Source organism: Saccharothrix longispora (assembly GCF_030852425.1).
Classification (GTDB): Bacteria; Actinomycetota; Actinomycetes; order Mycobacteriales; family Pseudonocardiaceae; genus Actinosynnema; species Actinosynnema longispora.
The window spans coordinates 34,728-61,643 of the sequence record NZ_NSDM01000021.1; the positions used below are offsets into that span (position 1 = coordinate 34,728).

A 26,916-nucleotide genomic window follows, 5' to 3' on the forward strand; every position below is an offset into this window, starting at 1 on the left:
GCCTAGGACAGCCCCAGCTCGTTGTCCAGCAGCTCGAAGATCTCGTCGTCGCCGGCCAGGTCGAAGTCGAAGTCGGCCGGCTCGTCGCGCACGGCGGGACCGCCCCACCGGCCGCGCAGCGAGTCCAGCCGCAGCGCGACCTGGTGGTGCAGCTCGGCGTCCGGGTCGGCCTGCGCGCACAGGGCGTCCAGGCGGTCCAGCTCGACCAGGATCGCGGCCCGCTCCGAGGTCTCGGCGAGGCCGAGCCCGGCGAGCAGCAGGCCGGCCAGCGCGGCGGGCGTGGGGTGGTCGAACACGGCGGTCGGCGCGAGCCGCGCGCCGGTGGCCCCGGTGAGCCGGTTGCGCAGCTCCAGCCCGGTGAGCGAGTCGAACCCGGTGTCCCGGAAGGACCGGTCGGGGGCGACCCGCTCGGGTCCGGACAGGCCGAGCACGAGCGCGGCCTCGCGCCGCACCAGGTCGAGCGCGGCGTCCGCGCGGTCCGGTCCCGGCAGCGCGGCGAGCCGCTCCGCCGCGCCGGACGCGGCGGGCGCGGCGGCGGCGGGCCGGGTGGTGCGGCCCAGGCCGCGCAGGGCGGCCGGCGCGTCGGCGGTGAGCGCGTCGACGTCGACCCGGGTCGCGACGACGGTCGGGTCGGTCCACCCCAGCGCCGCGTCGAACAGGGCGAGGCCGTGCGCGGCGTCCAGCGGCGGGGTGTGCCGGGTGAGGCGGGCCAGGTCGGCGTCGGCGAGCCCGCCGGTCATGCCCGCCTCCACCGTCCACGGGCCCCAGGCGAGGGACCTGGCGGGCAGGCCCTCGGCGTGCCACCGGTCCACCAGGGCGTCGAGGTGGGCGTTCGCGGCGGCGTAGGCGGCCTGCCCGGCGGCGCCGAGGGTGCCGACGACGGACGAGTAGGTGACGAACGCGGCCAGGTCGAGGTGCCGGGTCGCCTCGCGCAGCGCGCGGGCGCCGTCCACCTTGGGCCGCAGCACGGCCGCCAGCCGGTCCGGGGTGAGCGCGTCGAGCAGGCCGTCGTCCAGGACGCCCGCCGCGTGCACCACGACCGTGAGCGCCGGGACGCCCGCGACGAGGTCGGCGACGGCGTCCGGGTCGGCCACGTCGCACGCCGCCGCGGTCACCTCCGCGCCCAGCTCGCGCAGCGCGGCCAACTCCTCCTCCCGGCCCTCGCCGCCGCCGCGCCCGACGAGCACCAGGCGTGTGACGCCGCGGTCGGTGACGAGGTGCCGGGCCAGGGCGAGCCCGAGCCCGCCGAGCCCGCCGGTGATCAGCACCGCGCCGTCCGGGTCCCACGCTCGGGGCACGGTGAGCACCACCTTGCCGACGTGCTTGGCGCGGCTGACGTGCCGGAACGCGTCGGGCGCGCGGCGCACGTCCCACACCGAGGCGGGCAGCGGCGCGAGCGCCCCGGCGGCGAACAGGTCGCCCAGCTCGGCCAGCACCGGCGCGATCCGCGCGGGCGGCAGCTCCAGCAGGTCGAACGCGGTGTAGTCCACGCCGTCCGGGTCGCGCGGGTCGGTCTTGCCCAGCTCGACGAACTTCCCGCCGGGCGCGACCAGGTCCAGCGAGGCGTCGGTGAACTCGCCGGCGAGGCAGTTCAGCACGACGTCCACGCCCCGGCCGCCGGTGGCGGCGCGGAACGCCTCCGCGAACTCCAGGGTCCGGGAGGACGCGATCCGGTCGTCGGCGAGCCCGAGCGCCCGCAGCGCGCCCCACTTGCCGGGGCTCGCGGTGGCGAACACGTCCGCGCCGAGGTGCCGGGCGAGCTGGACGGCGGCCATGCCGACCCCGCCCGCGCCCGCGTGCACCAGCACGGACTGCCCGGCCCGCACGCCCGCGACCCCGACCAGCGCGTGGTGGGCGGTGAGGAAGACGACCGGCGTCGCCGCCGCCCGCACCCACGACCAGTCGGCGGGCACGGGGGCGAGCAGGTCGCGGTGCGTGTCGGCGACGGGGCCGAACGCGCCCGCGAACAGGCCCATCACCCGGTCGCCGACGGCCAGGTCGGTCACGCCCGCGCCGACCGCGAGCACGACGCCCGCGCCCTCGATGCCCATCGGTCCCGGCTCGCCGGGGTAGCGGCCGAGGGCCGTGAGCACGTCGCGGAAGTTCACGCCGGCCGCCCGCACGCCGACCCGGACCGTGCCGGGCGCCGGTTCGGCCGCGGGGGTGTCGAGTGCGCGCAGGACCAGCGCGTCCAGCGTGCCGGGCGCGGTGGTGTCGAGGCGCCAGGGGCCCTCCGGAGGGGTGAGCGCGTCGTCGGGCCGGCAGCGCGCCAGCCGGCCGACCTTCGCCACGCCCGAGCGCACCGCGGTCTGCGGCTCGTCGGTGAGCAGGGGCGGTCCGCCGTCGACGTCGACCAGGAGCAGCCGGCCCGGGTCCTCGGCCTGCGCCGAGCGCACCAGCCCCCACACCGCGGCGGCGTCGGGGTCCCGCACGGCTTCGCCGGGTTCGACGGCCACCGCGCCCCTCGTCACCACGGCCAGTGGGAAGGCCGGGGCGTGCTCGCGCCACAGCCGCAGCTCGTCGAGCACGCGGACCACCTCGTCGCCCGACACGGGCAGCAGCGCCAGGCCCGGCGCGACCTCGCGCGCCGCGACGGCCTTGACCAGCGCGGCGACGTCCGGGTAGCGGTCGGCGGCGGGCAGGCCGAACGGGTCCTCCCCCACCACGACGGCGTCGGCCGGCAGCGCGCGGGAGGGCGCCGGGGTCCAGTCGAGCCGGAACAGCGCCTCCGGGCCCGGTCGGGCCGCGCCGGTGGGCGCTGCCCGCAGCACGAGCCGGTCCACGGCCGCGACCGGCGCCCCGGTCGAGTCGGCGAGGACCAGCCCCACCTCGCCGGGCGCCACGCCGGTGACCCGCACTCGCAGCCCGGTCGCGCCGGCGGCGCACAGGCGCAGGCCGGTCCAGGCGAACGGCAGGCCGGGCAGGCGGGCGGGTTCGGTGAGCAGGGCGGTGGCGTGCAGGGCCGCGTCGAGCACGGCGGGGTGCAGCGCGAACCGGTCGTCCCCGACCGCCTCGACCGCGCCCGACACCTCGGCGAACACCTCGTCGCCGCGCCGCCACGCCGCGCGCAGGCCGCGGAACGCGGGGCCGTAGGCGAACCCGTCGGCGGCCATCCGCTCGTAGAAGCCCTCCAGCGGCACGGACCGCGCGCCCGGCGGCGGCCACGCGCCCGCGAGGTCCGGCACGGGCGCGGCGGTCGGCGCGAGCACGCCGCGGGCGTGCCGGGTCCACGGCCCGTCCTCGCCCACCCGGCCGTGCACGGACAGCGCCCGCCGCCCGCCCTCGTCCGGCCCGTCCACGACGACCTGCACGGTCACCGGGTCGTCCGCCAGCACCAGCGGGGCCTCCAGGGTCAGCTCGTCCACGGCGGGCACCCCCACCTCGTCGGCCGCGCGGACCGCCAGCTCGGCCAGCGCGGCCCCGGGCAGCAGCACCGCACCGCCCACCACGTGCTCGGCGAGCCATGGCCGGGTGTGCGCGGACAGCCGGCCGGTGAGCACCGCGCCCCCGGTGCCGGGCAGCTCGGTGGCCGCGCCCAGCAGCGGGTGGCCGGGCACCCGCAGGCCCACGGTGGACACCTCGGCGGCCGGCGCGGACGACCAGAACCGCTCGTGCCGGAACGGGTAGGTGGGCAGGTCGACCACGCGCCCGCCGGTGCCCGCGCAGAACGCCGCCCAGTCGACGGCGACGCCGTGGACGTGCAGCCGGGCGACCGCCTCGGCCACCGCGTGGTCCTCGTCGCGGCCCGTGCGCAGGGTCGGCGCGCACACCAGGCCGTCCCCCCGGGAACCCTCGACGGCCTCCTGCGCCATGGCGGCGAGCGAGCCGTCCGGGCCGGTGTCCAGGGCGATCGTGACGTCCAGGTCGGCCAGGGCGCGGACGGCGTCGGCGAACAGCACGGGCTCGCGGACCTGCCGCACCCAGTGCTCGGGGTCGGTGGCGTCGACGCGCGCGCCGGTCAGGGTGGAGATCAGCGGCACGCGCGGGACGCGCGGGGTGAGCCCGGCGACGACCTCGCGGAACCGGTCGAGCATCGGGTCCATGAGCGGCGAGTGGAAGGCGTGGCTGACCCGCAGCACACGGGCGCGGTGGCCTCGCGCGGCGAGGTCGGCGGCGGCCCGGGCCACCGCGTCGGCGTCGCCGGACAGCACGACGGAGCGCGGCCCGTTGACCGCCGCGACGACCAGCCCGTGCGCCAGGACCGGCCGCACGTCGTCCACCCCGGCCCGCACCGCGACCATCGCGCCGCCGGTCGGCAGCGCGGCCATCAACGAGCCCCGCGCGGCGACCAGGGCGCACGCGTCGGGCAGCGACAGCACGCCCGCGACGTGCGCGGCGGCGACCTCGCCGACCGAGTGGCCGACCACGGCGTCCGGCCGCACGTCCCACGACCCCAGCAGGCGGGCCAGCGCGACGCCGAGCGCGAACAGGGCGGGCTGGGCGAACCGGGTGTCGTCCAGGGCCGCCGCGTCCGCGCCGAACAGCACGTCCCGCAGCGGGCGGGGCAGGTGCGGGTCGAGCAGGCCGCACACCTCGTCCAGCGCCTCGGCGAACACCGGGTGCGCGCGTGCCAGCCCGGCTCCCGCGCCGAGCCGCTGCGCACCCTGCCCGGCGAACAGGAACGCGGTGGCGGGCGCGGGCGCGGCGGTGTCCACCAGCACGCCCTCGGCCGACTCGCCCGCCGCCACCGCCGCCAGCGCGGTCGCGCGGTCCTCGGCGACGACCGCCGCCCGGTGCCCCAGGTGGCCGCGCGTGGTGGCCAGCGACACCGCCACGTCGGCCGGTCGACCGTCCACGGCGGACAGCAGCCGGGCCTGGTCGCGCAGCGCCTCGGAGGAGCGCGCGGACAGCACCCACGGCACCACCCGGCCGGCGTCCCCGGGGTCCAGTTCCCCCCGGTCCCGGTCCCCCTCCTCCAGCACGACGTGCGCGTTGGTGCCGCTGATGCCGAACGAGGACACCGCGCCGCGCCGGGGCCGGTCGCCGCGCGGCCACTCCCGGGTCGAGGTGACCAGCTCCACCGAGCCGGCCGCCCAGTCCACCCGGGACGACGGCGCGTCCACGTGCAGGGTCGCGGGCACGGAGCCGTGGCGCATCGCCTGCACGAGCTTGATCACCCCGGCCACGCCCGCCGCGGCCTGGGTGTGCCCGATGTTCGACTTGAGCGAGCCCACCAGCAGCGGCGACGGCCGGTCCCGCCCGTAGGCGGCGAGCAGCGCGCCCGCCTCGATCGGGTCGCCGAGCCGGGTGCCCGTGCCGTGCGCCTCGACGACGTCCACGTCCGCCGGGGTGAGCCCGGCCCGGCGGAGGGCCGCGCCGATCACCTCGCGCTGCGCCGCGCCGCTGGGGGCGGTGAGGCCGTTGGACGCGCCGTCGGAGTTCACCGCGCTCCCGCGCAGCACCGCCAGCACCGGCAGGCCGCGCCGGCGGGCCTCGGACAGCCGTGCGACCACCAGCACGCCCACGCCCTCGGCCCACCCGGTGCCGTCGGCGGCCTCGGCGAACGCCTTGCACCGGCCGTCCGGCGACAGCCCGTCCTGCTTGGCGAACTCCACGAACAGGCCGGGCTCGGACATCACCGTGACGCCGCCCGCCAGCGCCAGGTCGCAGTCGCCCGCCCGCAGCGCCTGGGCGGCGAGGTGCAGCGCGACCAGGGACGACGAGCACGCCGTGTCGACGGTCAGCGCCGGTCCGGCCAGGCCGAGCACGTAGGCGATGCGGCCGGACAGCACGCTCGGGGTGGTGCCGGTGAGCGCGAAGCCCTCCGTCCCGCCGGACGTGCGGTGCAGCGGCGGCCCGTAGTCCTGCGCCATCGAACCGAGGAACACGCCGGTGCGCGTGCCGCGCAGCGCGGTCGGCGCGAGCCGGGCCCGCTCGACGGCCTCCCAGGCGACTTCGAGGGCGAGCCGCTGCTGCGGGTCCATGGCCGACGCCTCGCGCGGCGAGATGCCGAAGAAGTCCGCGTCGAACCCGGCCACGTCGGCGAGGAAGCCGCCGGACCGGCCCGTGCCCGTCACGGCCGGGCTCCAGCCCCGGTCGGCGGGCATCGGGGACACGGCGTCCACGCCGTCGGCGACGAGCCGCCACAGCGCCTCGGGCGAGCCCGCGCCGCCGGGCAGCCGGCACGCCATGCCGACGATCGCGATCGGTTCGTCCGACCCGACCCCGACCTCGGTGGCCCCGACCTCGGTGCTCCCGGTGGGCGTGGCGACGTCACCGGCCGAGCCGGCCGTCGCGGCCAGGTGCGCGGCGAGCCGACGGGGTGTCGGGTGGTCGTAGACCACCGAGGCCGTCACCGCGACGCCGGTCGCCGTGCGCAACCGGGCCGCCAGCTCGACCACCATGGTGGAGTCGAAGCCCTGCGACCGCAGGGGTTCGTCGACGAGCACCCGGTCCGCGTCGCGCAGACCGAGCACCACCGCGCACTCGGCGCGCACGGTCCGCAGCGCCGCAGCGGGCTCGAAGCGCCGGGGCGTCGCCGCGACCGGCTCGGCGTGCTCGCCGATCCAGTGCTCGCCGATCCAGTGCCGCTCCCGCTGGAACGGGTAGGTGGGCAGCGGAACGCGCCCGCCGCCGGGGTAGAGGACGTCGAAGTCGACCGGCCCGCCGTGCGCGACCAGTTCGGCCACCGACGCCAGGACCCGCCGCGTGCCGCCCTCTCCGCGCCGCAGCGTGCCGATCGCCGCCACCGGCCGGTCACCCGCCGTGTCGCGCACGCCACCCGTCAGCACCGGGTGCGGGCTGACCTCGACGAACAGGCCGTGGCCCGCGTCGAGCAGGGCGTCCACGGCCGCCCGGAACGCGACCGGCTGCCGCAGGTTGCGGTACCAGTACCGGGCGTCCAGGGCGGCGGTGCCCAGTTCGCCGCCGGTCACCGCGGAGTAGAACGGCACGCGGGACGCACCGGGGCGCACCGGGGCCAGCAGCTCGACCAGCCGGGCGTGCAGCCGCTCGACCATCGGCGAGTGCGACGCGTAGTCCACGTCCACCCGGCGCACCCGCCCGGTGGACCGCCACCGCTCGACGAACTCGTCCACCGCCCCGGCCTCGCCGGTCACCACGACCGACTCCGGTCCGTTGACCGCCGCGACCTCCAGCCGCCCGGCCCACGGCGCGAGCCCCGCCCGCACCTCGTCCTCGGGCAGCGCGACGGACACCATCCCGCCGTCGCCGGCCAGCGTCCCCGCGATCAGCGCGCTGCGCAGCGCCACGACCCGCGCGCCGTCCTCCAGGGACAGCGCGCCGGCGACGCAGGCGGCGGCCACCTCGCCCTGCGAGTGCCCGACGACCGCGGCGGGTTCCACCCCGTAGGACCGCCACACCGCCGCCAGCGACACCATCACCGCCCACAGCACGGGCTGCACGACGTCCACCCGGCTCAGCGGGGGCGCGCCGGCGTCCTCCCGGAGCACGGCGGCGACGGAGAAGTCCACGAACCGCGACAGCGCCGCGTCGCACCGGGTCAGCTCCTCGGCGAACGCGGGCGACGAGGCCAGCAGGTCCCGTCCCATGCCCGCCCACTGAGACCCCTGGCCGGGGAACACGAACACCGGACCGCCGGCCACCGCCGCACCGCGCACGACCCCCTCGGCGGGTCCACCGGACGCGACCGCCGCCAGACCGGCCGCCAGGTCGGGGCCCAGCACTGCGGCCCGGTGCGGCAGCAGGGCCCGGCGGGTGGCCAGCGTGTGCCCGACGTCGGCGGGCGACAGCGACGCCACGTGCGGCAGCAACCGCGCCGCCTGCGCCCGCAACGCCTCCGGGTCGCGCGCGCTGAGCAACCAGAACGGCGCGTCCGCCGATTCCTCCTCCGCCGACTCCCCCTCCGCCTGCTCGCCTCGTGGCGCGGCGGAGAGCACCAGGTGGCAGTTCGTGCCCGACACGCCGAACGACGACACACCGGCCAGCAGCCGGCCGTCGGACGCCGCGGGCCACGGCACGGCCGAGGTCGCCACCTCCAGGTTCCACTCGTCGAACCGGATGTCCGGGTTGGGCTCGGCGAAGTGCAGGCTCGGCGGCACGACGCCGTGCCGCAGCCCGAGCACCGTCTTGAGCAGGCCGGTGACCCCCGCCGCGCCCTCCAGGTGACCCACGTTCGTCTTGGCCGACCCCACCAGCAGCGGCCTGCCGCCCCGTGCGCGCCCGTACACCTCGCCGAGGGCCGCGGCCTCAACCGGGTCGCCGACCGGCGTGCCGGTGCCGTGCAGCTCCACGTGACCGACCTGCGCCGGGTCGACCCCGGCCCGCCGGCACGCCAGCCGGGCCAACTCGGCCTGCGCCCGCGCACTCGGCACGGTCAGCCCCTCGGCCGGGCCGTCGTTGTTCACCGCCGAGCCCTCGACGACGGCCAGCACGTCGTCGCCGTCGGCCAGCGCGGCGGACAGCATCTTCAGCACCACGACGCCGCCGCCCTCACCGCGCACGTAGCCGTTGGCGCGGGCGTCGAAGGTGTGGCAGCGGTGGTCGGGCGACAGCGCGCCGAACCGCTCGACGACCTCGGTGCCGTCGGGGGCGAGGTTGAGCTGCACGCCGCCGGCCAGCGCCAGCACCGACTCGCCGCGGCGGAGGCTCTCCGCCGCCAGGTGCACGGCGACCAGCGACGAGGACTGGCCGGTGTCGACGACCATGCTGGGACCGCGCAGCCCGAGCAGGTGGGACAGGCGGGTCGCGGCGGACGCCCGGTGCAGGCCGGTCAGGGTGTGCGGGCCGATCTCGCCGGCGGTGCGGGTGAGCACGGCGTAGTCGTCGGCCATCGCGCCGAGGAAGACCCCCGTGTCCGTGCCGCGCAGCGCGTCGGCGGGCACGCCCGCGTGCTCCAGGGCCTCCCAGCCCAGTTCCAGCGCCAGCCGGTGCTGCGGGTCCATCGCGCGCGCCTCGCGCGGCGAGATGCCGAAGAACGCCGCGTCGAAGGCGTCCACAGCGGACAGGAACCCGCCGGTGCCGCGACCGGGCACGGTGGCGACGGCGTCGGTCCCGGAGCGCAGCAGCCGCCAGAACGCCTCGGGGTCGGGCGCCGAGGGCAGCCTGCACGACAGGCCGATCACCGCGACGGCGGTGCGGGCGCGGTCCGGTGTGGGTGCTGGTGCTGGGGTCACGACTGGCTCCCGCTGGTGCGCGCGGCGACAGCAGACCCGACCGGGCCGACGGTCGCGATGGGTCGTCGATGCCCTCCCCAGTCTCGCCGCCGGGCGGCCGGTGCGGGGCACGCCTTTCTGGGGCTTTCCCCAGACATGCGCCCCTATCGTCACGCTCGGCAGTCCAGGCACACCCGACCCAGGCGAAGGTGCCCATGAGGATCACGATGCTGACGTTCGGCACCCGCGGTGACGTGCAGCCGCTGGTCGCCCTCGGCCGGACCCTGCGCGGGCGCGGCCACGACGTGCGGATCGGCACCGCGCCGTCGTTCCGCGGCCTGGTCGAGGACGCCGGCCTCGACTTCCGGGCCGTCGAGCCGCCGCCGGGGATGCGCGAGGACCTGTTCAGCCAGCCGGGCATGAACGCCGCGATCCGCAAGGGACCGTCGTTCGTGCGCACCGTGCGGTCCGTGCAGCCGCCCACCGACGACGAGGTGGTGGCGATGTTCGAGGGCATGCGCGCCGCGAGCGCGGACGCGGACCTCGTGGTGACGGCCCCGCTGACGCACATCGCCGGGTTCACCGACCCCGACCGGCCGTGGTGTTCGGTGTCCTGGATCCCCATGACCGCCACCCGGGACTTCCCCGCCTACCAGGCGAAGCCGCGCCCGTGGGGCGGCGGCTACAACCGGCTCACGCACCGGTTCTTCGACACCTTCCAGTGGACGTCGATGTGCTGGATGGCCAACAAGTACGTGGAGCGCGTCGGCGGCGCGGCCCTGAAGGGCACGTCGCGGTTCGGCGAGATCGGGCGCGACCGGCCGCTGCTGTACCCGTTCAGCGACGTCGTGGTGCCGCGCCCGGCGGACTGGCCGGACCAGGCGCACATCACCGGCTACTGGTTCCACGACCGCGAGTGGTGGAACCCGCCGGCCGACCTGGCCGACTTCGTCGCGCAGGCCCCGCCCGTCCTGCTCACGCTGGGCAGCACGTGGCCGGTGCACGACGCCGACCGCACCGTGGACTGGGCGGTCGACGCGGCCCGCGGCGCGGGCAGGCCGCTGGTGGTGGTCGGCGGCAACGACCGCGAGCTGCCCGACGACGTGTTCCGGGCGACCGAGGTCGACTACGCCTGGTTGATGCCGCGCTGCGCTGCGGTGGTGCACCACGGCGGCTGCGGCACGGCCGGTTCGGCGCTGCGCGCGGGCATCCCCCAGGTCACGGTGCCGGCGGTGTTCGACAACCCGTTCTGGGCGCGGCGGATGCACGGCCTGGGCGTGGGCCCCGCTCCCCTGCCGCTGCACCGCCTCACCCGCGACGGCCTGGTCGCCGCGGTCGCCGAGTCGGTCGCCGACGACCGGATGCGGGAGCGCTCGGCCGCGCTGGGCGAGGCGATGGCGGGCGAGACGGGCCTGGCCACCGCCGCCGACGTGGTGGAGAAGTACCTGGCGAGCACCGGGACCGCCGCGTGATCGCGATCTTCGGCGCGGGCACGATGGGGTCCGGCATCGCGGCGCTGGCGCTCGGGCACGGCGTGCCGGTGACCCTCGTCGACCTCGACCGGTCCGTCGTGGACGACGCCGCGACGCGCGTGCGCGGGCACCTGCGACACGGCGCGCTCATGGGTTCCTTCCCCGACGTCGAGCCGGCCGGGCTGACCACCGCCACCGACCCGTCGGCCGCCGCGGGCGCCGAGCTGGTCGTCGAGGCGATCACCGAGGACGAGCGCGCCAAGGCGGCGCTGCTGGCCCAGCTGTGCGGGATCGTGCCGCCGGGCACGCCGCTGGTGTCCAACACCTCCGGCATCCCGATCGACGAGCTGGCGGAGGCCGTCACCGACCCGGCCGACCTGGTCGGCGTGCACTTCATGAACCCCACCTGGCTCATCGGCACCGCCGAGGTGGTGCGCGGCGGCCGCACCGGCGCGCACGCCCTGGACGCCGTGCTCGCGCTGCTGGACCGCCTGGGCCGCAGGTCGGTCGTGGTCCGCGACGCGCCCGGCTTCGTCACCAGCCGGCTGCTGCACCCGATGATCAACGACGCGGCGCGGATCGTGCAGGAGGGCACCGCGACCGCCGAGCAGGTCGACGAGCTGATGCGCGGCTGCCTGGGCCACCCGACCGGTCCCCTGCTCACCGCGGACCTCATCGGCCTGGACAACCTCGCCGACGCCCTGCGCGCGCTGGCCGACCGCACCGGGATCGCCTCGCACGCGCCGTGCGAGCTGCTGCTGGCCAAGGTCGCCGCGGGTCACCTGGGGCGCAAGAGCGGCCAGGGCTTCTACGACTACGGAAAGGTCTTGTCGTGACGGTCGAACCCACCTCGGCGGACATCGCCGGTCCCATCACCGCGTTCCTCCGGGAGCGCACCAAGGTCGACGTGCCGGCGGACCAGGACCTGTTCGCCTCGGGACTGGTGTCGTCGATCTTCGCCATGGAGCTGATCGTGCACGTCGAGCAGACCTTCGACGTCGCGATCACCGGTTCCGACCTGCGACTGGACAACTTCCGCACGGTGGACCGGATGACGGAGCTGGTCACCCGGCTGCGAGCCGGTGCCTGAGCCGGCGGACCCGCGCGCGCTGGTGGACGACCTGGTCGCCGCCGAGGCGGGCGACTGGGACCTCGCGGGCGCGGTGCCGGACGGGGTGCTGCGCCGGCTCGGCGCGGCCGGGTTGCTGTGCCCGCAGGTGGACGGGCGGTACGGCGGGCTCGGCCGGGACAGCCGGTGGACCGGCGAGTTCACCGCCCACCTGGGCAGCCGGTGCGGCTCCGTGCGCAGCGTGCTGACCTCGCAGTCCATGGCCGCGGGCACGATCGCCCGCCTGGGTGACGCCGCCCAGCGGCACGAGCACCTCACCCGGCTCACGTCGGGCGCGCTCGCCGCCGCCGCGTTCAGCGAGCCGGGAGCGGGCAGCGACCTGTCGGCGATGACCACCGAGGTGCGCCGCGACGGCGACGGGGTCGTGCTCACCGGCCACAAGACGTGGATCACCGCCGCCGCCTACGCCGACCTGGTCGTCGTGGTCGCCCGCCAGGACGACGGCGCGGCGGCGGTCGTGGTGCCCGCCGACGCGCCGGGCGTGGTGGTCACGCCGGTGGTCGCGCCCAGCGGGTGCCGGGCCGCCGGGCACGCCGACGTGCGCCTGGACGGCGTGCGGCTGCCCGCCTCGGCCGTGCTGGGCGGTGGCGGGCAACCGCTGCCGCTGCTCGTCACGGCCGCCCTCCAGCACGGGCGCATGTCCGTGGCGTGGGGCTGCGTGGGCATCCTGCGCTCCTGCCTGACCGAGGCGTCCCGGCACGCGGCGACCCGCGAGCAGTTCGGCGTGCCGCTGGCCGAGCACCAGCTGGTCGCCCGGCACCTGGCCGAGCTGCTGGTGGCCGAGCGGTCGGCGACGCACGCCTGCGAGCACGCCGCCGACGCGGTGGACGCCCGCTCCCCCGACCAGGTCGTGGCCGCGGTGCTGGCCAAGCACACCGCCGCGACCCTCGCCGCGCGCGGCGCCGCGTCGGCCGTGCAGGTCCTCGGCTCCGCGGCGGCCCGCGACGGGCACCCGGTGGCGCGGGCACACCGCGACGCCAAGCTCATGGAGATCATCGAGGGCACCAGCGAGATCTGCCAGCTCATCCTCGCGCGCCACGCCGTAGCCGCGGCGCGCTGACCGTCCCGGGAGGACTCCGGTGGACCGATCGACCGCGCTGGTCAAGTGCCTGGTGTGGGACCTGGACAACACGCTGTGGCAGGGCACCCTGCTGGAGGACGGCGGGGGTGCGCTGCGCGACGACGTGCTGCGCACCGTCACCGCCCTCGACGAGCGCGGCGTGCTCCAGGCCGTGGCCAGCCGCAACGACCACGACCACGCGTGGGCCCGGCTGGAAGCGCTCGGCGTCGCCGAGTACTTCGTCGTGCCCCGCATCGGCTGGGGGCCGAAGTCCGCCGCGGTGCGGGAGATCGCGGATGAGCTGGGCTTCGCGCTCGGCACGATCGCGTTCGTGGACGACCAGCCCGCCGAGCGCGCCGAGGTCGCCCACCACCTGCCCGAGGTGCGCTGCTTCACCCACGATGACGTGCCGGGCCTGCTCGACCTGCCCGACTTCACGCCCGACGCGGTCACCGAGGACTCCCGCCGCCGCCGCGCCATGTACCAGGCGGGGCGGCGGCGGACCCGCGCCAAGGAGGAGTTCGCCGGGGCCGACCGGGACTTCCTGCGCTCGTTGGAGATGCGCATGGGCATCCGCCGCGCCGGACCGGAGGACCTGACCCGCGTCGCCGAGCTGACCCTGCGCACCAGCCAGATGAACGCCACCGGCATCCACTACCCCGATGCCGTGCTGCGCGAACTGCTCGACGACCCGGCGCACGAGGTGCTGGTGGCCACGATGGACGACCGGTTCGGCGCGCACGGCGCGATCGGCGTGCTGCTCGTCGAGAAGCACGACCGGGTGTGGCGGCTCAAGCTGCTCGCCACCTCGTGCCGGGTGGTCGCGTTCGGGGCGGGCGCGGTGATCCTGACGTGGCTGGCCGACCAGGCGTACCGGGCGGGCGTGCACCTGGCCGCCGACTTCCGCCGCACCGGGCGCAACCGGGTGATGGAGGTGGCCTACCGGTTCTCCGGCTACACCGACGACCCCTGCCCGTGCCTGGACGGGATCGCGGCGGACGACGCGCCGGACGCCCCCGGCGACGGGCAGCGCCTGCACCTGCTGCCCGCGCCGCAGCCGCCGCCGGCGACGATGGCCCTGTACGCGCCCGAGCTGATGACGGTGGCGGTGCGGTGATCACCGCGCGCGGGTTGGCCCGCGACTACACCACGCGGCGCGGCGTCGTGCGGGCGGTGCGCGGCGTGGACCTCGACGTGGCCGCCGGGGAGATCGTCGCCCTGCTCGGCCCCAACGGCGCGGGCAAGACCACGACGCTGCGGATGCTCACCACCCTGCTGCGGCCGAGCGCCGGCACGGCGCGGGTCGCCGGGTGCGACCTGGTCGCGGACCCGGACGGGGTGCGCCGCCGGATCGGCTACGTCGCGCAGCACGGCGGGTCCGCCCCGGACTGCCGGGTGCTGGAGGACCTGGTGCTCCAGGGCCGCATCCACGGCCTGTCCAAGGCCGAGTCGAAGCGCCGCGCGGAACGCCTGGCCGCCGAGCTGGACCTCAACGGCCTGGGCGGGCGGGTGAGCAGGACCCTGTCCGGCGGGCAGCGCCGCCGCCTGGACCTGGCGCTCGGCCTGATCCACGAGCCGCGGCTGGTGTTCCTGGACGAGCCCACCACGAGCCTGGACCCGCAGAGCCGGGCGAACCTGTGGCAGCACATCCGGCGGTTGCGCGAGGAGCGCGGCATCACCGTCGTGGTGACCACGCACTACCTGGACGAGGCCGACTCGCTGGCCGACCGCGTGCTCGTGGTCGACCAGGGCCGGGTGGTGGCCTCCGGGTCGCCCGACGAGCTCAAGCGCGCCCTCGGCGGCGACGCCCTGCTGCTCGGCGTGGAGCGGGTGGACGACGCGGTGCGCTGCCTGGAGGCGCTGCCCGGCGTGGCCGAGGTCCACATCGGACCGGACGGCGTGCGCTGCCGGGTCCGCGACGGCGAGACCGCGCTGCCGACCGTGCTGCGTGCGCTGGACGCGGCGGGCGTGCCGCTGCGGTCCGTGCAGATGCGCCGGCCCACGCTCGACGACGTGTTCCTCGACCTCACCGGCCGCGCCCTGCGCGAGGCGGGCGAGGCGACACCGGCCGACGAGGAGGTCGACAGTGTTGCGTGACACCGGGCTGCTGTTCCGCATGGAACTGCTGCCGTCGCTGCGGAACCCGGGCCTGATGGCCGTGGCGATGACGCAGCCGCTGTTCTTCCTGCTGCTGTTCGGGCCGCTGATGGAGAGGATGGTCGAGGCGGTGCCCGGTTTTCCGCCGGGCGACAGCTGGACCGTGTTCACCCCGGCCCTGATCATCCAGCTCGCGCTGTTCAGCGCGTCGTTCGCCGGGTTCGCGCTGCTGTCGGACCAGCAGAGCGGCCTGCTGGAACGGCTGCGCGTCACCCCGGCGAGCGCGGTCGCGCTGCTGCTGGGCCGGACGCTGACCAACACCGTGCACACCGTCGTGCAGTCGCTGCTGATCATCGGCATCGCGGCGCTGCTGTTCGACCTGACCGTCACGCCGGTCGGCGTCGGGATGGTCCTGCTGGTCGCGGCGCTGCTGTCGGTGACGCTGGCGTCCGCGTCCCAGGCGCTGGCCCTGGTGCTGCGCAACGAGGAGGCGTTCCTCGGGCTGATCAACACGGTGCTGATGCCGCTGCTGCTGCTCTCCGGCATGCTCATCCCCATCACCACCGGTCTCGCGCCGCAGTGGCTCTACACCATCTCCCGGCTCAACCCGCTCACGCACGTGGTGGACGCGGGCCGGGCCGGGTTCCGCGGCGACCTCACGTTCTCCGCGCTGTCCACCGGGATGGTGCTGCTGGTCGTGATGGCGGCGGTGTCGGTGTGGTGGGGCGCGCGGACGCTGCGCCGCGACGACGCCTGAACCGGGTCCTCCCCGCACGACGAAGGGGGGCGGTAGCGGTCCACCCGCTCCCGCCCCCCTTCGTCGTGCGACCCGCCGCGGTTCAGAGGCGGTCGAGCACGTCCAGCAGGGACTCGACCACGTGGTCCTGCTCCCCCACCGTCAGCGAGGGGTACATGGGCAGCGAGAAGATCTCCCCGGCCAGCCGCTCGGTCACCGGCAGCGAACCCCCGCCCAGCCCGAGGTGCGCGAACCCGGTCTGCCGGTGCACCGGCCACGGGTAGCTGATGTTGAGCTGTACGCCGTGCTCCCGCATCCCCTCCACGACCTTCTCCCGCAACGGGTGCCGCACCACGTAGACGTAGTAGACGTGGTCGTTGCCCGGCGCGAGGGTCGGCAGCACCAGCCCGGTGCCCCCCAACGCCTCGGCGTAGCGGGCGGCGATGGCGCGGCGGCCCGCGACGTAGTCGTCCAGGCGGGTCAGCTTGCGGGTCAGGATCGCCGCCTGCACCTCGTCGATCCTGCTGTTGTACCCCGGCGTGGAGACGACGTGGTAGACCTTCTCCATGCCGTAGTAGCGCAGCCGGCGCAGGTTCGCGTCGACCTCCGGGTCGGAGGTGAGCACGGCCCCCGCGTCGCCGTAGGCGCCCAGCACCTTGGTGGGGTAGAACGAGAACGCCGCCGCGCGGCCGGTGGTGCCCGCGAGGACCCCGTTGCGCCGCGCGCCGTGCGCCTGGGCGCAGTCCTCCAGGATCGGCAGGCCGTGCCGGTCCGCGACGGCGGTCAAGGCCTCCAGGTCGACGCACTGGCCGTACAGGTGCACGGGCAGCAGGGCGCGGGTGCGCGGCGTGATGGCCGCCTCGACCTGGTCCACGTCCATCAGGTACGTGTCCTCGTGGACGTCCACGAACACCGGCGTCGCGCCGACCTGGTCGATGGCGACCACGGTGGGCGCGGCGGTGTTCGACACGGTGATCACCTCGTCGCCCGCGCCGATGCCGAGCGCGCGCAGGCCGAGCACGAGCGCGTTGGTGCCGTTGTCGACGCCGACGCAGTGCGCGACGCCGTGCCAGGCGGCGAACGCCTCCTCGAACCCGGCGACCGCCGGTCCCAGGACGAGCTGCCCGGAGCCGAACACGGCGTCCACGGCGGCGAGGACGTCGTCCCGCTCGGCCTCGTACTCACGCAGGTAACCCCAGACGTACTGGGTGGTCCCGTTTCGGGCGGCTCCGGACACCGGTTCCCCTTTCAGGCGGCCAGCAGGCACGCGAACAGCGTCCTGGCCTGCACGTTGACGTAGTGGCTGTGCTGGAGCAGGTCCGCGAGCTGGTGCACGGTCAGCCAGTGGAACCCGGGTGGCGCCTGCGCGGGCACCGAGTCGTCCTCCACGACCAGGTAGCGGGTGCGGGCGTGCAGGAACCGGCCGCCCTCCTCGGACAGCACGGTGTCGAAGCGGACCTTCGCCGGGTCCGGTGCGAGCACCAGGTCGAGGAAGCGCGGCTGGTGCTCGGCGGGCAGGTGGGCGTAGTTCTCCGGGGTGGCCTGCACGGTCGGCGCGAGTTCGACCGTGTCCAGGTAGCCGGGTTCGACGTGCGCGTTGACCAGCACGTGCAGCACGCCGTGGAACTCGCGCACGAGCAGCGCCGCGACGCCGGTGCCGACCGGTTCGAGCAGCGGCTGCCGCCAGGACGACACCTCGCGGCTGTTGGCCAGCACGTCGACCGCGACGACCTTGAAGTAGCGGCCCTCCACGTGCGCGATCTCGTAGTCGGTGCGCTTCCAGTCCCCCACCGTGCACAGCGGGATGCGGCGCGCGTGCAACTCGTGCCGGGCGTGCATGCCGGTGATCCAGCTCAGCACCTCGGTGGTGGTGTGCAGGCCGCCCTCCTCGGCGGAGCGCGACCGGCGCAGCGCCTCGGCGAACGGGGTGGGGCCCCCGGCCTCCCCGCCGCCGTAGGGGATGCACGACAGGACGGTGCGCGTGTCCATGCTGACCAGGTCGTCCTCGTCCAGCAGGGCCAGCAGCTGGCCGAGGGTGAGCCAGCAGAAGTCCTCGTGGGCCTCGACGTCGTCGCCGACCTCCACGACCATGTTGCGGTTGCGCTTGCGGTAGAACCAGGCGCCCTGCTCGGACTGGAGCACGTCGGCGAGCACGCGGGACGGCTCGGCCTCGCGGAACAGCGACAGGTACGGCACCTCCGCGCCGCCGTGCACCCGCATGTAGTTGCTGCGGGTGGCCTGCACGGTCGGCGACAGCTGCACGCCGTTGACGTTGCCCGGCTCGTACTTGGCCTGCACCAGGCAGTGCAGCACGCCGTCGATCTCGCGCACGGCGATGCCGAGGATGCCGATCTCCGGCTGGTTGATGATCGGCTGCGCCCACTCGCGGACGGCGCCGGAGTCGGTGGTGACGTGGATGCCCTCGATGGTGAAGAACCTGCCGCTGACGTGCCCGAGGTTGCCGGTCTCGTGGGCGAACCCCCACCGGTCCATGGCCGCCAACGGCACGCGCCGCACCTCCTGGCGCTGCGCGCGCCTGCGGTCGGCGAGCCAGGCGCGGAACCCCGCGTCGTCGAGCACACCTCCGTCGCGCGCCCGCAACGACCGCTCCACGCGCGACGACCTGCTCGGGTCGGCGCGGCGCAACTGACCGAGTTCGGCGACAGGCTGCACGGTTCCTCCTCGGTGGGCGTGCCCCCAGCGTTCCTGCTCGCGCACTAGGGAAATCCCGAGATCGCGGCTCCTACGCTGGGGTGCGTCGTCGAAGTCGTGGGAGGCGCCCGGCCGTGGCACACATCGCGTTCTTCTCCATCCCGGCGCACGGCCACATGAGACCGCCGCTGGCCGTGGCCGCCGAACTGGTCCGCCGCGGGCACCGGGTGAGCTTCGCGGCCACCGCCGGTTTCGCCGACGCGGTGACCGCCGCCGGCGCGGGGGTCGTGCCCTACGAGACGCGGATGGCCGAGTGGCTGGGACCGGGTCGGGCGGCCAACTCCGACCAGGACGCCGACGCGCTCGCCTGGTCCACCGTGCTGTTCTTCGTCGAGAGCGCCCACCTCACCGCGCGCGCCGAGGGGGCGTTCGCGGGCGACCGGCCGGACCTCGTGGTGCACGACATGTCGCTGGCGCCCCTGGGGCGCGCCCTGGAGCACGCGTGGGGCTGCCCGGCCGTGCAGTCGACGCCGTCGATGGCCTCGAACCGCTACTACTCCCAGCTCGACGCGCTGCTCAAGGCGGGCGGCGTGCGGCGCGGCCACCCTGCGCTGGTGGAGCGCCGCAGGCTCGCCGCCGCGTTCATCGCCGAGCGGGGCCTGCCCGAGACCCCCGAGGCCCTGGTCGGCTGGGCGGCGAAGCGCGCCCTGGTCTACGTGCCGAGGGTGTTCCAGATCGCCGCCGACACGTTCGACGAGCACACCGCGTTCGTGGGGACCTGCCTGGGCGACGACGACCTGGCGGGCCGCTGGGAGCCGCCGGACGAGCGGCCCGTGGTGCTGGTGTCCATGGGCACCACGGTCAACAGCGACCCGGGTTTCTTCCGCGGGTGCGCCGCCGCGTTCGCCGACTCGCCGTGGCACGTCGTGCTCGCGCTCGGCGGCGGCGTGACCCCGGAGTCGCTGGGCGGGCTGCCCGCGAACGTGGAGGCGCACGCGTGGGTGCCGCAGATGGCGGTGCTGGGGCGCGCGTCGGCGTTCGTCACCGCGGGCGGCCTCAACAGCCTGATGATGGCGCTGCTGGCCGGGGTGCCGGTGGTCGCCGTGCCGCACATGTCCGAGGCCCTGCTGCTGTCCCGCCGCACCGCCGCGCTCGGCCTGGGCACCGTGCTCGCCGCCGGCGAGGCCACCGGCCCGCGCCTGCGCTCCGCCGTGACGGCCCTGCTGGCGGACGGGGCCGCCTCCACCGCGGCGGGCGCCGTCCGCGACCTGGCGCGCGCGGCGGGCGGCACGCGGGCCGCGGCCGACGCCCTGGAAGGCCACCTGCCCACTACCGTCCGGAGTGGACACTGATGGAGATCGTCGGCCGAGGTTTCGTGGCGCGCAACCTGTCCCGCGTGGCGCACCGCCACCCGCACGCGCTCGTGCTGGCCGCGGGCGTGTCGAGCACCAGCGTCCTGTCGCGGGAGATGTTCGCCCGCGAGGCCGACCTGGTCCTCGACGCCCTCGACCGCTGCCGCCGCGAAGATCGCACGCTGGTGTTCTTCTCCAGCGCCTCGCACGCCATGTACGGCAGCACGACAAGCCCCGCGCGGGAGGACGTGCCCACCTCGACGGACTCCGCCTACGGCGACCACAAGCGCCGGTTGGAGGCGCTGGTCCGGTCGTCCGGGGTGCCGTGGCTGGTCCTGCGGATGAGCCACGCGATCGGCTGCTGGCAGCGGGAGCACCAGTTGCTGCCCAACTTCGTCAAGCAGATCGGTTCCGGCTCCGTGAAGCTCTACGAGGGCACCTACCGCGACCTCGTCGACGTGCTGGACGTCGTGCGCGCGGTGGACGCGCTGCTCGACCTGGGGGTGCGCGACGAGGTCGTCAACGTCGCCTCGGGCACGCCCTGGCCGGTGGCCGACCTGGCCCGCGCGATGGCCGACCGGATGGGCGCGTCCCCGGTCTACGAGGTCGTGCACGCGACGCCGGTGCGGACGCTCGTGTCGGTGGACAAGTTGTGCCGCCTGGTCCCCGACCTCGGCCGGGTGCGCGAACCGGGGTACGTGGAGGGCATGCTGGACCGCTACATCGGCCACTACTGGCCCGCACCCGCACCCGCCTGACCACCCCGGCGTGGTCGCCCTACTCCACGCACCCGGGGATCACCGCGGGCGGCCACGAGGTGACGTCGAGGATGCCCGCGGAACAGGCCTTGGAGACCAGGGCCGGGCGGTTCTCGGCCTCGAGCTTCCGCAGCAGCGCGGACACGTGGTACTCGACGCCGCCGCGGCTGAGGTAGAGCGCCGCGGCGAGCTGCGCGGTGGAGGTGCCGGCCGCCACGCCCTCCAGGACGCGGGCCTCCATCGCGGTCAGCCGCACCGCCCACCGGGACGTCCGGCCGCCCCCGGTACCGGTCGTCCCGGCGCCGGGGCAGGACTTCCCGGGTCCCGGGTCCGGGCGCACGAGCACCACGACCCCGTCGATCCGCCCGCCCCCGCCGTGCACGGCGAACCCCGTCACCTCACCGGACAGGGCGCCGGCGCCGGAGCGCAGGGCCACGTCGTCCACGAAGCACGGGTGCCGCCCGTCCGCGAGCCGGGACAGCTGCCGGGACAGCCGGTCGCGGATGCCCGGGTCGAGCAGGTCGCAGAACTCCCGGCCGGACAGCTCGGCCGGCCCCCGCCCGAGGCGGCGGTGGAAGTCGGCGGTGGTGTCGCGGATGCGCAACCGGTGGTCCAGCCAGGCGGCGCACAGGCCGGACCGCTCGAAGAAGGACAGGTGGGCGGCCCGGGGCCACGTCGGGAACTTCCGGGCCCTGCCCCGGATGGCCGCGTCGGCCGCGTCCGCACCCATCGGAAGACCACCTCCCATGCTTCGAGACGAGGACCGGTGGCGGACGCCGACGACACCGGGCGGTGTCGAGCACGACGGTGCTGCTGCGGTCGGGACCACCCGGACAGGCCCTCCGATCAGGAGTGATCGCCGCCACACCGTTCAGCATAGCCGGCCCATGTGGTTACACCAAGGTCCTACGTTGGTTTTGATTGCGTTGTCCTTCTTTTGCCTGCGAAGCGACTGCGGTCTCGGCGGTTCCGCGACCATCCAAGGGTCGTGCCGTGGTCGTGGTCCGGACCCGACCACACATGTGAACGGATCTCGACCCGCGACCGGGCCCGCTGGTACAACGTCGCCATGACGAGGACGGCAGTGGTGACCGGTGGCGGCACGGGCATCGGCAGGGCGATCGCCGAGCAGCTGGTGAAGCAGGGGGTGGACGTGGTGGTCACCGGGCGGCGGGCGGACCTGCTGGCCGCCGCGGCGCGGGAGGTGGGCGCCCGTGCCGTCGCGTTCGACGCCGCCGACCCGGCGCAGGTCGAGGCCGCGCTGGCGGAGCTGCCGGACCGCGTCGACGTGCTGGTGAACAACGCGGGCGGCAACGAGACCCGCCGCCGACCGGAGCCGACCGACCTGGCGCAGGTCCGGGACCTGTGGACGGCCAACTACGCGTCCAACGTGCTCACCGCCGTCCTGGTCACCACCGCCCTGGAGCCGAGGCTGGCCGACGGCGGCCGGGTGATCACCGTCGGGTCCATCGCGGCGCGGCGCGGTTCGGGCAGCTACGGCGCGGCCAAGGCCGCGATCGAGGCGTGGACCGCCGACCTGGCCTTCCGCCTCGGCGGGCGCGGCATCACGGTCAACGTCGTCGCACCCGGCGTCATCGAGGACACCGACTTCTTCGGCGGCGAGCCGCTCACCGGCGAGCGCCGCGCGAAGCTCGTCGGCAACCCGGCCAACGGCCGCGCCGGCAAGCCCGCCGACGTCGCCGCCGCCGTGACCTTCCTGGCCTCCCCCGAAGCCGGCCACATCACCGCCCAGGTGATCGGCGTCAACGGCGGCTCCGCCCTGGGCCGCTGACCGAAGGCCCAACCCCCGCGAGTCGTACGCTCACGCCCCGCGAGTCGCACGCTCAGGCCCGGTGAGTTCCACGTTCGGGCCACTCGGGGAAAATTCCCCCGGCTCGGTGTAGAGGACGGCCGGCCCGCTCCGACCATTGGGCGACCGCGAGCCACCGGGGCGCGCGAACGGACGAACGGGACACCCGACGTGAAGTACTTGATGCTGGTCTACGGCAACCAGGAGAAGTGGGACTCCATCCCCGCGGACCAGTGGCCGGACGTGGTCGCCAACCAGGACGCGTTCAACAGGAGGTACCAGGGCACCGGTGAGCTGATCGGTGCCTACGGCCTCGCGGACGCGGTGATGGCGCGGCTCGTCAAGCGGGTCGACGGCGCGCCCGCGGTCACCGACGGGCCGTACCTGGAGACCAAGGAGTACATCGCCAGCTTCTACCTGCTCGACGTGGAGAGCGAGGAGCGGGCGCACGAGATCGCCGCCGACATGCCGTGGGCCGATCAGGACCCGGTCGAGGTGTGGCCGGTCCCCCACGAGGGGCAGTGACGGGGCACCGACGCGTCGAGGACCTGCTGCGCGAACTGGCGCCGCGGGTCCTCGGCGTGCTGGTGCGCCGGCACGGCCAGTTCGACGCGTGCGAGGACGCCGTGCAGGAGGCGCTGCTCGACGCCGCGGTGCGGTGGGCGGCCGACGGACTGCCGGGCAACCCGCGCGGCTGGCTGCTCACGGTGGCGTCGCGCCGCCTGGTCGACCACGTGCGCAGCGAGAACGCCCGCCGCCGGCGTGAACTGGTCGCGACGCCGCAGGCGGAGGTGCTCGCCGCACCGGCCGACGCCGAGCCGGACCGGGACGACTCGCTGGAACTGCTGTTCCTGTGCTGCCACCCGGCGTTGTCCGAACCCAGCCGGATCGCGTTGACCCTGCGCGCCGTGGGCGGCCTGACCACGGCGCAGGTCGCCGCCGCGTTCCTCGTGCCCGAGGCCACGATGGCGCAGCGCATCAGCCGCGCCAAGCAGACCGTGCGCGACGCCGGGTTCGGCGGGCTCGCGGGCGAGGACCACGCCGAACGCCTGCGCGCCGTCCTGCACGTGCTCTACCTCGTGTTCACCGAGGGCCACACCACGACCGACCGCGGCGACCTGACCGCGCCGGACCTGTCCGACGAGGCGATCCGCCTGACCCGCGCGCTGCACGCGCTCCTGCCCGACGACGGCGAGGTGGCGGGCCTGCTGGCCCTCATGCTCCTCACCGACGCCCACCGCCCGGCCCGCACCGCCCCGGACGGCACGCCGGTCCCGCTGCCCGAGCAGGACCGCACCCGGTGGGACCGCGCCCTGGTCGAGGAGGGAACCGGGCTGATCACCCGCACCCTGCCCCGCGGCGCGGTGGGCTCCTACCAGCTCCAGGCCGCCATCGCCGCCGTGCACACCGAGGCGCCGACCGCCGAGGCCACCGACTGGCCGCAGGTGCTGGCCCTGTACGACCTGCTGGAACGCGTGGCCCCGAGCCCGGTGACCGCGTTGAACCGGGCCGTGGCGGTCGCGATGGTGCAGGGTCCGGACGCCGGACTGGCACTGGTCGCGGACCTGGAAGCCGACCGGCACCTGACCCGCACCCACCGCCTGCACGCCGTCAAGGCGCACCTGCTGGAGCTGGCCGGCCGGCCCGGACCCGCCCGGGACGCCTACCGCGAGGCCGCCCGGCGTGCCACGAGCCTGCCTGAACGCCACCACCTGACCACCCGCGCCCAACGCCTCGACGGGTGACGCCGCACCCGCCGGTCCCGCGCCGCCGAACGGTCAGCGCGCCTGTTCGGCGGCGTAGAAGTCGGGCACGCGCAGGCAGGCCGGGTCGAAGTCGTCCGGGACGGCCGGGCACTCCGCGGCGTCCTTCCCCAGTGCTCCGGCCACGCGCGCGAGGCGAGCCAGGGTCCGGGCGGTCTCCAGGTGGTTGTCGGTGCTGCGGCGCAGGTCGAGCGCGTGGCGCAGGGCGGTGTCGGCCACGCGCCAGTCGCCCTCCAGGACGGCCAGGTCGGCGCTCGCCCGCAGCACCTCCGCCAGGCCGTCGGTGCTGCCCAGGCGTTCGTGCACGGTCCGGGCGCGGGCCAGGCGGCCTTCGGCGGCACGCGGCCGGCCGTCGCGCAGGTCGACGTCGGCGAGCGCCTGCTCGGCGTAGGCCGTGCCCAGGTCGTCGTCCATCTCCTCGCACGCGGTCAGGACCCCGTGCAGCAGGTCGGCGGCCTCGGCGAAGTCCCCGAGGTCGGTCAGCGCCAAGGCGAGGCGGTAGCGGCACAGCTCGGCGCGCGCCGTGACGCCCGCGGCCAGGGACAGGGCCTCGCGCAGCAGCGGCACGGCCGCTTCGGGCACGCCGGCCTCGTGGCGGAGTGAGCCGAGCGCCATGAGGCAGTCGCGCAGCAGGTCGCGCGGCACACCGGGGTGGCGGGCCCGTTCGACGGCGTCGGTCAGCCACCGCTCGCCGTCGCCGAACCGACCCAACCTGGCCTCGGCCGCACCGGCCTGGCGCAGGGCCCGCAGCAGCAGCACGTGGTCGTCGGTGTCCCGCGCGGCGGCCACCTGCTCGGCGGCGACATCGCGCAGCTCGGTGAACCGGTCGCGCTGCACGCACACGTCGTACAGGGCGCCGAGCAGGCGGGCGAGCAGGTGGCGGGAACCGCGCTCCCGGACGTCGCGCACGCACAGCCGCAGCTCGCGCTCCCACTCGTCGTCGTAGGAGCGCAGCCACAGGAACCCCGACAGGCGCAGCGCCAACGCGCCCGCGAGGTCGGCCAGACCGGCGCGGCGGGCCTGGCCGACGGCGGCCACCAGGCTCCGGCGCTCCGCCTCGAACCAGTCGGCGGGCGCCTCCCGGGCCAGGGCCGCGGCGGCGGGCGGTGGCGCGGCGACCGGGTCGGCGGTGCGGGCGATGCCGTGCGGGAGGCGGTCGTCGGCCTCGGCGGCGAGCGCCAGCCACCCGCCCAGCACACCGGCCACGGCGTCCCGCTCGCCCGGCTCCACGGGCTCCTGTTCGCGCGCCACGTCGGTGACCAGGTCGTGCAGCCGGTAGCGCACCTGTCCCACCCGGTCCGCCCCGAGCGGTTCGACGAGGTGCAGGTCCACCAGCCGGTCCAGGGGGCCGGGCCGCCACGCGGGGTCGCCCAGCAGCGCGCCGGCCACCCACCCCGGCCAGTCGGGCACCTCCAGCCGCCCGAGCAACCGGAACAGCCGCTGCTCGGGCGGGTCCAGGGCGTCCACGCTGAGCGTGATGCTCGCCCGCACGTCCAGGTCGCCCACGGACAGCTCGTCCAGCCTGCCGCGTTCCCGGGTGAGCAGGTCGAGGAACTCGGCGACGCGCCGGTGCGGCTGCACCGCCAGGCGACCGGCCGCGACGACGACGGCCAGCGGCAGGTTCGCGCACGCGGCCACGACGGCGCGGGCGGCGTCGGGCTCGGCGGCGAACCGCTCGCGCCCCAGCACGTGCGCGAACAGCTCCACCGCGGCGTGGGCGTCCAGCACCGGCACCTCGACCCGCTCGACGCCCACCAGCGCGCCGAGGCGACCGCGCGAGGTGACCAGGACGCGGCAGCCCGCCGTGCCCGGCAGCAGTGGCCGGACCTGACGCTCCGAGTGGGCGTCGTCCAGCACGAGCAGCACGCGCCGGCCGGCGAGCAGGCTGCGGTACAGCCCCAGCCGCCGGCCGGGGTCCTGGGGCACGACGCCGCCGTCCACGCCGAGCGCGCGCAGCGCCCGACCGACGACGAGGTGCGGGTCGGCGGGCCGCGGGCCGCTGCCGCCGAGGTCGACGTGCAGCTGGCCGTCCGGGAAGCACGGGACCGCCTGGTGCGCGGCGGTCACCGCCAGTGCGGACTTGCCGACCCCGCCGCGCCCCACCAGCAGCACGACCGGTGACGCGCCGTCGTCCCGCAGCAGGCGGCCGATCCGGCGCAACGGCTCGTCGCGCCCGGTCAGGCGGCCGATGGGCAGCGGCAGCTCGCGGGGTGGCAGGTCGTGCCGCGCCGCCCGCGCCGGCTCCCCACCACGCAGCACGTCCTGTTCGAGCGCGCGCAGCCCCGGCCCCGGCTCGATGCCCAGCTCGTCGGCGAACGTCCGCCGCACCCGGCGGCAGGCGGCCAGCGCGTCGGCCCGCCGCCCGGCCGCGACCAGCGCCCGGACGCGCGTCTCCCACAGACCTTCCCGGAACGGGTGCTCGGCCAGCTCCGGCGTCACGTCCCGCAGCACGGCGTCCGGTCGGCCCAGCGCCAGGTCGGCGCGCAGCTTCGCCTCGACGACCGCCAGGCGTTCCTCGTGCAGCGCGGCCCGCACCTCGACGGCCTGCTCGTCGGGGACGTCCGCGAGCGCCGGTCCCCGCCACAGCGCCAGGGCCGCGGCCAGCTCGGTCGCCGCCTCGTCGTGCCGCCCGGCCGCCGCCGCCCGCGCGCCCCGTGACGCGGCCCGCCGGAAGTCCGCGAGGTCCAGCCGGTGGCCGTCCAGGGAGAGCAGGTAGCCGCCGGGGTGCGACTCGACCGGGTCCGCGCCGGCGGCGCGCAGGGCGGCGCGCAGCTTGCTGACGACGTTGTGCAGCTGGGCGCGCGCGGTCGGCGGCGGCCGGTCCCACAGCGCCTCCACGAGGACGTCGGCCCGCGTCGGCCGGTCGCCGTTGAGCAGGAGCGTGGCGAGCACGAACCGCGCCCGGGCCCCGCCGACCGGCAGCACCCGTCCGTCGTGCACCGCCCGCACCGCTCCGAGCAACCCGAACTCCACGCGTCCCCACGCCTCCCGCTCCGGTGACGTGCCAGCGTAT

The 26,916-nt window shown here is 76.1% G+C and carries 17 protein-coding genes; 12 read left to right on the plus strand and 5 right to left on the minus strand.

The window, feature by feature from the left end:
- Window positions 1-2: 2 nt before the first annotated feature.
- Window positions 3-9,095, minus strand: coding sequence for an SDR family NAD(P)-dependent oxidoreductase (locus tag CKY47_RS33400; RefSeq protein ID WP_306750351.1), 9,093 nt, complete (start codon window positions 9,093-9,095; stop codon window positions 3-5).
- 194 nt (window positions 9,096-9,289) lie between these two features.
- Here CKY47_RS33400 and CKY47_RS33405 point away from each other — a divergent pair, with 194 nt between their 5' ends.
- Genes CKY47_RS33405 through CKY47_RS33435 form a run of 7 tightly spaced genes read left to right on the plus strand, consistent with a single transcriptional unit; the run spans window position 9,290 to window position 15,589 of the window.
- Window positions 9,290-10,546 (plus strand): glycosyltransferase, encoded by a 1,257-nt coding sequence (locus CKY47_RS33405; protein WP_306750352.1) that lies wholly within the window; start codon window positions 9,290-9,292, stop codon window positions 10,544-10,546.
- Window positions 10,543-11,382, plus strand: coding sequence for a 3-hydroxyacyl-CoA dehydrogenase family protein (locus tag CKY47_RS33410; RefSeq protein WP_306750353.1), 840 nt, complete (start codon window positions 10,543-10,545; stop codon window positions 11,380-11,382). The genes CKY47_RS33405 and CKY47_RS33410 overlap by 4 nt, the downstream gene beginning before the upstream one ends.
- Complete coding sequence (locus CKY47_RS33415; protein WP_306750354.1) at window positions 11,379-11,636, plus strand: acyl carrier protein; 258 nt, start codon at window positions 11,379-11,381, stop codon at window positions 11,634-11,636. The genes CKY47_RS33410 and CKY47_RS33415 overlap by 4 nt, the downstream gene beginning before the upstream one ends.
- On the plus strand, window positions 11,629-12,735 hold the full coding sequence (locus CKY47_RS33420) for an acyl-CoA dehydrogenase family protein (protein ID WP_306750355.1): 1,107 nt from the start codon (window positions 11,629-11,631) through the stop codon (window positions 12,733-12,735). The genes CKY47_RS33415 and CKY47_RS33420 overlap by 8 nt, the downstream gene beginning before the upstream one ends.
- Before the next feature lie 19 nt (window positions 12,736-12,754).
- Window positions 12,755-13,852, plus strand: a complete 1,098-nt coding sequence (locus CKY47_RS33425) for an HAD-IIIC family phosphatase (RefSeq protein ID WP_306750356.1) — start codon at window positions 12,755-12,757, stop codon at window positions 13,850-13,852.
- The gene (locus tag CKY47_RS33430) at window positions 13,849-14,832 is read left to right on the plus strand and encodes an ATP-binding cassette domain-containing protein (protein WP_306750357.1); all 984 of its coding nucleotides are present in this window, start codon (window positions 13,849-13,851) and stop codon (window positions 14,830-14,832) included. The genes CKY47_RS33425 and CKY47_RS33430 overlap by 4 nt, the downstream gene beginning before the upstream one ends.
- Window positions 14,822-15,589, plus strand: coding sequence for an ABC transporter permease (locus CKY47_RS33435; RefSeq protein ID WP_306750358.1), 768 nt, complete (start codon window positions 14,822-14,824; stop codon window positions 15,587-15,589). Before CKY47_RS33430 ends, CKY47_RS33435 begins: the two co-directional genes overlap by 11 nt.
- 82 nt (window positions 15,590-15,671) lie before the next feature.
- Here the strand turns inward: CKY47_RS33435 and CKY47_RS33440 are convergent, their stop codons facing one another.
- A complete protein-coding gene (locus tag CKY47_RS33440; protein ID WP_306750359.1) occupies window positions 15,672-16,805 on the minus strand; it encodes a DegT/DnrJ/EryC1/StrS family aminotransferase in 1,134 nt (377 codons plus the stop codon).
- An 11-nt stretch (window positions 16,806-16,816) separates the two neighbouring features.
- A complete protein-coding gene (locus tag CKY47_RS33445; RefSeq protein ID WP_306750360.1) occupies window positions 16,817-18,241 on the minus strand; it encodes an NDP-hexose 2,3-dehydratase family protein in 1,425 nt (474 codons plus the stop codon).
- 113 nt (window positions 18,242-18,354) lie between these two features.
- On the opposite strand from CKY47_RS33445, the gene CKY47_RS33450 reads away from it, so the two are divergent.
- Both CKY47_RS33450 and CKY47_RS33455 read left to right on the plus strand, forming a co-directional pair.
- Window positions 18,355-19,572 carry a macrolide family glycosyltransferase gene (locus tag CKY47_RS33450; protein ID WP_306750361.1) on the plus strand — a complete coding sequence of 406 codons (1,218 nt, stop codon included), beginning with the start codon at window positions 18,355-18,357 and terminating at the stop codon, window positions 19,570-19,572.
- Window positions 19,572-20,330, plus strand: coding sequence for an NAD-dependent epimerase/dehydratase family protein (locus CKY47_RS33455; protein WP_306750362.1), 759 nt, complete (start codon window positions 19,572-19,574; stop codon window positions 20,328-20,330). The genes CKY47_RS33450 and CKY47_RS33455 overlap by 1 nt, the downstream gene beginning before the upstream one ends.
- Window positions 20,331-20,349: 19 nt before the next feature.
- On the opposite strand, the gene CKY47_RS33460 is transcribed toward CKY47_RS33455, so the two are convergent.
- On the minus strand, window positions 20,350-21,060 hold the full coding sequence (locus CKY47_RS33460; protein WP_306750363.1) for a helix-turn-helix transcriptional regulator: 711 nt from the start codon (window positions 21,058-21,060) through the stop codon (window positions 20,350-20,352).
- 339 nt (window positions 21,061-21,399) lie between these two features.
- On the opposite strand from CKY47_RS33460, the gene CKY47_RS33465 reads away from it, so the two are divergent.
- The 3 genes from CKY47_RS33465 (at window position 21,400) to CKY47_RS33475 (ending at window position 23,885) form a co-directional block, all read left to right on the plus strand.
- A complete protein-coding gene (locus CKY47_RS33465) occupies window positions 21,400-22,122 on the plus strand; it encodes an SDR family NAD(P)-dependent oxidoreductase (RefSeq protein ID WP_306750364.1) in 723 nt (240 codons plus the stop codon).
- A gap of 189 nt (window positions 22,123-22,311) precedes the next feature.
- The gene (locus CKY47_RS33470; RefSeq protein WP_306750365.1) at window positions 22,312-22,665 is read left to right on the plus strand and encodes a YciI family protein; all 354 of its coding nucleotides are present in this window, start codon (window positions 22,312-22,314) and stop codon (window positions 22,663-22,665) included.
- Complete coding sequence (locus CKY47_RS33475) at window positions 22,662-23,885, plus strand: RNA polymerase sigma factor (protein ID WP_306750366.1); 1,224 nt, start codon at window positions 22,662-22,664, stop codon at window positions 23,883-23,885. Before CKY47_RS33470 ends, CKY47_RS33475 begins: the two co-directional genes overlap by 4 nt.
- Before the next feature lie 33 nt (window positions 23,886-23,918).
- Here the strand turns inward: CKY47_RS33475 and CKY47_RS33480 are convergent, their stop codons facing one another.
- Window positions 23,919-26,876, minus strand: a complete 2,958-nt coding sequence (locus CKY47_RS33480) for an AfsR/SARP family transcriptional regulator (protein ID WP_306750367.1) — start codon at window positions 26,874-26,876, stop codon at window positions 23,919-23,921.
- Window positions 26,877-26,916: the final 40 nt, after the last annotated feature.